This is a genomic window from Nocardioides koreensis (genome assembly GCF_039531775.1).
Taxonomy (GTDB): Bacteria; Actinomycetota; Actinomycetes; order Propionibacteriales; family Nocardioidaceae; genus Nocardioides; species Nocardioides koreensis.
In genome coordinates this window covers 174305-180821 of the sequence record NZ_BAAAQR010000012.1, presented here as the reverse complement: position 1 = coordinate 180821, position 6517 = coordinate 174305, and the positions used below count along the sequence as shown (strand labels likewise).

The 6517-nt window shown below is 72.4% G+C and carries 5 protein-coding genes; 1 reads left to right on the top strand and 4 read right to left on the bottom strand.

All coding sequences use genetic code 11. The features are described 5' to 3' along the window. Positions 1 to 491 precede the first annotated feature (491 nt). The 4 genes from ABD268_RS18205 to ilvD are packed head-to-tail and all read right to left on the bottom strand — an operon-like array spanning position 492 to position 5393. The gene (locus tag ABD268_RS18205) at positions 492 to 1709 is read right to left on the bottom strand and encodes a kynureninase (protein ID WP_344155599.1); all 1218 of its coding nucleotides are present in this window, start codon (positions 1707 to 1709) and stop codon (positions 492 to 494) included. Between the two features lie 24 nt (positions 1710 to 1733). Further along, positions 1734 to 2597 carry a hypothetical protein gene (locus ABD268_RS18200; protein ID WP_344155596.1) on the bottom strand — a complete coding sequence of 288 codons (864 nt, stop codon included), beginning with the start codon at positions 2595 to 2597 and terminating at the stop codon, positions 1734 to 1736. Positions 2598 to 2604: 7 nt separating this feature from the next. Then, complete coding sequence (locus ABD268_RS18195) at positions 2605 to 3654, bottom strand: FUSC family protein (RefSeq protein ID WP_344155593.1); 1050 nt, start codon at positions 3652 to 3654, stop codon at positions 2605 to 2607. A gap of 44 nt (positions 3655 to 3698) precedes the next feature. Then, positions 3699 to 5393, bottom strand: a complete 1695-nt coding sequence (gene ilvD / locus ABD268_RS18190) for a dihydroxy-acid dehydratase (protein WP_344155590.1) — start codon at positions 5391 to 5393, stop codon at positions 3699 to 3701. Positions 5394 to 5495: 102 nt separating this feature from the next. On the opposite strand from ilvD, the gene ABD268_RS18185 reads away from it, so the two are divergent. Further along, the gene (locus tag ABD268_RS18185; protein WP_344155587.1) at positions 5496 to 6434 is read left to right on the top strand and encodes a phosphotransferase; all 939 of its coding nucleotides are present in this window, start codon (positions 5496 to 5498) and stop codon (positions 6432 to 6434) included. Positions 6435 to 6517: the final 83 nt, after the last annotated feature.

Below are 6517 nucleotides of genomic sequence, written 5' to 3'. Positions count from 1 at the left end.
GTTATCGCCAGAATCATTGTCTCACCAAAGAAATCCGTATCCCATGATCCAAAGACCACAGAAAACGGGGCATAACAAACTAATTCGTCGACTATGACACACTGTTGAGTTCTCAAGAATCAGACGCACACCGTGACTCAAGGCCTTTCCCGGCCCCTTGCCTGCGGCGACTTCGTAAACTTTAGCGGATCGTTTTCCACCCCGCAATTCGAGGCGATTTCACTTTCCACCCACCCCCACACACACCACAACCACCCCGATGTCCGGGACCCACCCCGCAGGGCGCGCACCCATCCACCCGGAAAAGAGTGACAATGAGGAAGTGGCCACCGGGGGCCGGCCACCCGATCAACCGATCTTGCAGCCCGCCGCTCCCTGGCGACCCGGAGAACATTAGAGAACCGGCCACCAACAATCAAATCCGGGGGTGGCCCCTCGGATCGCCACGCCCATCGTCGCAGGTCAGAGGCGGTTTCGGGGTGCTGGGCGGCTCAGCCGGGCAGCCCGTCCAGCACCTCGCGGACCGCCTCCACGCCGCGCCGCACCTCGTCGTACGACGTGGAGAGCGGCGAGAGACCGAGGCGCAGGCCGTGGGGATCGCGGTAGTCGGGGATGACGTCGCGTTGCCACAACGCCGCGGTCGCCTCCCGCATCAACGGATGGTTGAGGGTCACGTGGCCGCCCCGCAGGTCGGGGTCGCGGGGCGAGGCGAGCCCGACCCCTGCGGGAGCGAGGACCTCCCCGGCGACCTGGACGGCGTACTCGGTCAGCGCGACCGACTTCTCCCGGACGGCCGCCATCCCGACCTCGTCGAGCAGCGCCAGCATGTCCTGCATCGCCAGCATGCCGACGATCGGTGGCGTGCCGGACAGGAAGCGCCGAATGCCCTCGGCCGGCGCGTAGTCCGGACCCATCAGGAACGGGTCCGCCGCACCCATCCAGCCCTGGACCGGCTGGGTGAACCGCTCGAGGTGGCGTGCTGCGACGTACACGAAGGCCGGCGAGCCCGGCCCGCCGTTGAGGTACTTGTAGGAGCAACCCACGGCGAGGTCGACCTCGCACGCGTCGAGCTGGATCGGGACCGAGCCGACGGAGTGGCTGAGGTCCCACAGGACCAGCGCCCCGGCGTCGTGCGCGATGCGGGTCAGCTCGCCCATGTCAGCCAGCCAGGCCGAGCGGTAGGCGACGTGGCTGAGCAGGACCAGGGCCGTGTCCGGGCCCACCGCCTCGGCGAGCTGTTCCGCAGTGACGCCGCCCGCGGTGTCGACCTCGATCCAGCGCAACCGGACCCCGCACTCCTCGGCGACGCCCTGCGCCAGGTAGCGGTCGGTCGGGAAGTTGTCGCGGTCCAGCACGATCTCGGAGCGGTCCGGCCGCGCGGCCAGCGCGGCCCGCATCGCCTTGTAGAGCAGCACCGTGGTGGAGTCACCGACGGTCGTCTGGCCGGGCCCCGCGCCCAACACGATCCGGGCCAGCTCGTCGCCGACGGCCAGGGGCAGGTCGAACCAGCGCTCGTCCCAGCCCCGGATCAGGCGTCCGCCCCACTCCCCGTCGACGAAGCGGGCCAGCCTCTCCCCCGTCACCCGCAACGGTCGACCGAGCGAGTTGCCGTCGAAGTAGACCAGCGAGCTCTCGGCGCCGACGAACAGGTCGCGGTGCTTGGCCAACGGGTCGTCATGGTCGAGCCGGGCGGCAGTCGCATCACTCACGCGGACATGTCTACCCCGTGCGGCTCACTCGACGACCTCGAACCCGCCGCGGCCGCCCGGGATCAGGTCGGTGTACGGCGTGCCGGCATGGCTCGGGCCCAGCCAGGACGACTCGAGACCGCCGCGGTCCCAGACGTTCACCTCGATCTCGGCGGGGCCCAGTGGCATGTCCCGCATCGTCAGCGCGGCGCCCCAGACACCGTCGTGCCGGTCGCCCCGGATCTTCGACAGGTCCCCGCAGTAGCCGGTGATCTCTCCGGAGAGAGGCCCCCAGCAGACCTGCACCTGGTCCACACCGGAACGCGCATCGGTCGTCTGCACGCGGACCCTCAGGCGCCCCGCCCGAGACACCTGCTGATCGACGCCGGGCCGGGCCATCCGGACCAGGGTCGCCGGGGTGACGTCGGGCTCGGCGTCGGTGACGTGGAGCAACGGCTCCGTGGCCCGGAACACGTCTCGGCCGGACGCGAGCGTCGCGCGCACCGCGAGGTGGTAGTCGGTGGGCGGCGCGTAGCGCGGCACGCGGATGCGCAGCTCCCAGCGACCGTCCCGCGCCGTCCCTGCCGTGCGGGTGGCGAGCTGATCGTCGAACAGCCGCGGATAGGCGCGGGAGCCTCCGTTGTGGGGGTCCGAGGGGCCGTCGACGAGGCTCAGCCGGACCGCCGCCACGCGCACGGAGCCCGTCAGGCGGACGTGCGCGACGACGTCGCGGGATCTTCTCGTGACGTCCACGTCCGAGACGGAGACACCGGCCCCGGTGACGGCCGCCCGGATCGTGGATCGCTGGGTGCCGACCGGGTGCTCGGTCGCGCCGGCGGGGCCAACGGTGACGACGACCGGGAGGATCAGGAGCAGCAGGGCGACGAGTGCCGGGAACCGAGAACGCACAGGGACATCAGATCACGCGCCGGCTCCGCCCAAGCCCCGTTCGCCGCCCCTCGGAGGACCCGGCCTCCGTCGGTGCCGCCACCGGCCGACGGGTCAGGTACCCGACAGCCAGGCCGATGACCACCCCGATCAAGGTCTCGAGGCCGCGGTCCCACAGCAGCGTGCCGGCGGGGGTGGGTGCGACGACGTGCACCATCAGCAGCGCCAGCGGGGTCACCGCGACGAGCGCCAGCGCGTAGTTCCGCCCGACCAGCAGCTCGGCGCCGACCTGGAGCAGCACGATGACCAGGATCAGCAGCAGCCCCCGTGGGTCGAGCGCGAACAGGACCGCCGCCATTCCCAGGCCCAGCCCGGTGCCGATGACCCGGTGCAGCCCCCGGGTCACCTGCTGGCCCAGGTCGCGCGCGGCGAGCGGCACCACCGCGGAGACCATCGCCCAGTACGGGTGCCCGATGCCCACGGCGGTCGCGAGGGAGCCGGCGATCGCGACCGCGAGACCGTTGCGCAGCGCGTGGCGGCGCGCGACCTCGCCGTACGACGCCCGCCGCAGGGCCGGCCCGGACCGGGCCGGCCCGGAGGCGCCCTGCCCCCCGGCCGCACGCCGGGCGCGGGCGTGGCGCCACCACGCGCCGGCGCCACCGACCAGCACCGAGAACCCCGCGGACGCACCCGCGACGAGCACGGCGGCGAGGACGTCGGCGGGCTCGCTCGGCAGGGACGCGCGGGCGGCGAAGGCGAAGACCAGGAACAGTGGGCCGGGTGGGTGCCAGTCCTGGGCGTCGGAGACCAGGGAACCGCCGACCGCGACCAGCGCGGTGGCCGGCACCGCGAGCCACGCCCGGTGCGCAGACAGGCCAACCACCACCCCGGCCGTGGTGGCGAGCGTGAGCAGCACGGCCAGCGTCAGCTGCATCCTGGTGCGGGACAGGTGCACGTGGTTGCGCCCGTAGAGCGAGGTGAAGGCGCCGAAGGCGGCGTAGATCGACCACTGCTGCTGGTCGATCGCCCACAGCACCAGCAGCGGGACGAGCACGCTGACGCCGGCCCGCAGCGCCACCCGGTGGGCGCCGGCGTGCGGGCCGACGGCGAGGAGCCGGGGCGTCAGCTGGTGACCGCGCCGTGCGCGGCGGACTGCACGACCTTGGCGTACTTGCCGAGCACGCCGCGGGTGTACTTCGGCGGGTTCGGCTCCCAGCCCTGTCGGCGCTCCTCGAGGTCCTCGATCTCCACCTCGAGCAGGCGGTTGGCGACGTCGAGCGTGATCCGGTCACCGTCGCGGACGAACGCGATCGGCCCGCCGTCGGCGGCCTCCGGGGCCACGTGCCCGACGCACAGGCCGGTGGTGCCGCCGGAGAAACGGCCGTCGGTCAGGAGCAGCACGTCCTTGCCGAGCCCGGCGCCCTTGATGGCGCCGGTGATCGCCAGCATCTCGCGCATCCCGGGGCCACCCTTGGGACCCTCGTAGCGGATCACCACGCCGTCGCCGGCGACGACCCGGCCGGCGGCCAGCGCATCCATCGCGGCGCGCTCGCCGTCGAAGACGCGCGCGGTCCCGGTGAACACCGACTCGTCGAAGCCGGCGGTCTTCACGACCGCGCCCTCGGGCGCCAGCGACCCCTTGAGGATCGTCAGCCCCCCGGTCTTGTGGATCGGGCGGTCCAGCCGGCGGATCACCTCGTCGTCGACGGCCGGCGGCGCGAGGGCCTCGAGGTTCTCGGCCATCGTCTTCCCGGTCACGGTCAGGCAGTCCCCGTGCAGCAGTCCGGCGTCGAGCAGCGCCTTCATCACCATGGGGATGCCGCCGACCTTGTCGACGTCGTTCATGACGTACCTGCCGAACGGCTTGAGGTCACCGAGGTGCGGCACCTTGTCGCCGATCCGGTTGAAGTCATCGATCGTCAGCGGGACGTCGGCCTCGCGGGCGATCGCGAGCAGGTGGAGCACGGCGTTGGTCGAGCCACCGAGGGCCATCACGACCGTGATCGCGTTCTCGAACGCCTCCAGCGTCATGACCTGGCGGGCGGTGATGCCTCGCCGGAGCATCTCGACCACGGCCTCGCCGGAGCGGTGCGCGAAGCCGTCGCGGCGCCGGTCGACCGCCGGCGGTGCGGCCGAGCCGGGCAGGGACATGCCCAGCGCCTCGCCGACCGCGGCCATCGTGTTAGCGGTGTACATGCCGCCACACGCGCCCTCCCCCGGGCAGATGGCGCGCTCGATCCGGTCGACCTCGTCGCGGCTGATCTTCCCGGCCAGGCAGGCGCCGACCGCCTCGAAGGCATCGATGATCGTGACGTCGCGGCCGTCCACCTGGCCGGGCATGATCGACCCGGCGTACAGGAAGACGCTGGCGAGGTCGAGCCGCGCGGCCGCCATCAGCATGCCCGGGAGCGACTTGTCGCAGCCCGCCAGCAGGACCGAGCCGTCCAGCCGCTCGGCCATCATCACGGTCTCCACCGAGTCCGCGATCACCTCGCGGGAGACCAGGGAGAAGTGCATGCCCTCGTGGCCCATCGAGATGCCGTCGGACACCGAGATGGTGCCGAACTCCAGCGGGTAGCCACCGGCCGCGTGCACGCCGTTCTTCACGGCCTTCGCGAGCCGGTCCAGCGACAGGTTGCACGGGGTGATCTCGTTCCAGCTCGACGCGACGCCGATCTGGGGCTTGGCGAAGTCCTCGTCGCCCATCCCGACCGCGCGCAGCATCCCGCGCGCAGCGGCCTTCTCGAGGCCGTCGGTGACGTCGCGGGACCGCGGCTTGATGTCGATCCGGCCGTCCTGGGCGCGCTCGTCCGTCATGCCGCCGAGCCTAGTCGCGCGGGACAGGAGAGGTCTCGACCTGCCCGACCATCGAGAAGCATCCAGCCACCGGGAGGAGTCCCGCAGCCCTACTCTGGCCGGGTGCTGGACGTGCGGCTGGCCGAGCAGGTGTCGCGGGCCTACGGGCTCGGCACCGGCGCGCGCCTGGTGGGCCCGGTGGCGACCGGGCGCCTCGGGCGCATCTGGCAGCTGACCACCGACCTCGGCTGCTACGCGGTCAAGGACTTCGTGGTCCCGGTCTCCGTCGAGGACGCCGAGCGGGATGCGGGCTACCAGGACGCCGTACGCCGGGCCGGCGTACCGATGCCGCCCGTGGTGCGCGCCCGGTCCGGCGCCGTGCTCTGCGACGTGGAGGGGCCGGTCCGCGTCTACGGATGGGTCGACGTGCAGCCGAGCGAGCGTCGCCTCGACCCTGCCGCGGTGGGGCAGGTCGTCGCGGCTGTCCACCGGGTCGCGGTGGAGTCGGACGGGCCCGTGGACGGCTGGTACGTCGACCCGGTCGGCCGCACCGGGTGGGAGGAGCTCGTGGCCCGGCTCGAGGCCGCCGGTGCCCCGTTCGCCGGGCGTCTCGCCGATCTGCTGCCCGAGATGCTCGAGGTCGAGTCGCTGCTCGCCCCGCCCGGCGACGTGCGGATGTGCCACCGCGACCTGTGGGCCGACAACCTGCTGCGCCGTCCCTCCGGGGACCTGGTGGTCCTCGACTGGGAGAACTGCGGCGCCGCCGACCCGGCCCACGAGCTCGCGCTGGTGCTCTTCGAGTTCGGCTGCGGCGACGCCGTACGCATGCGCGCGCTGTACGACGCCTACGCGGCGGCCGGCGGGCCCGCCCGGCTCGCCGGGCCCGGCGACCTGACCATGCTCGTGGCGCAGACCCACCACATCGCCCGCACCGGCTGTGAGCGGTGGCTGGCAGCCACCACCGACGAGCAGCGCACCGACAACGCCGACTGGGTCGCGGAGCTGCTCGACGACCCGGTCACGACGCGCACGGTCGACCTCGTCCTCAGCGTCGTCGGCTGACTCCTCCCGGCGTGTGACGCATGCCACGCGCCGGATCCGGGAAAGGACCGGGTGGACCTGCGCCGTCGGACGCAGGAGAGAGG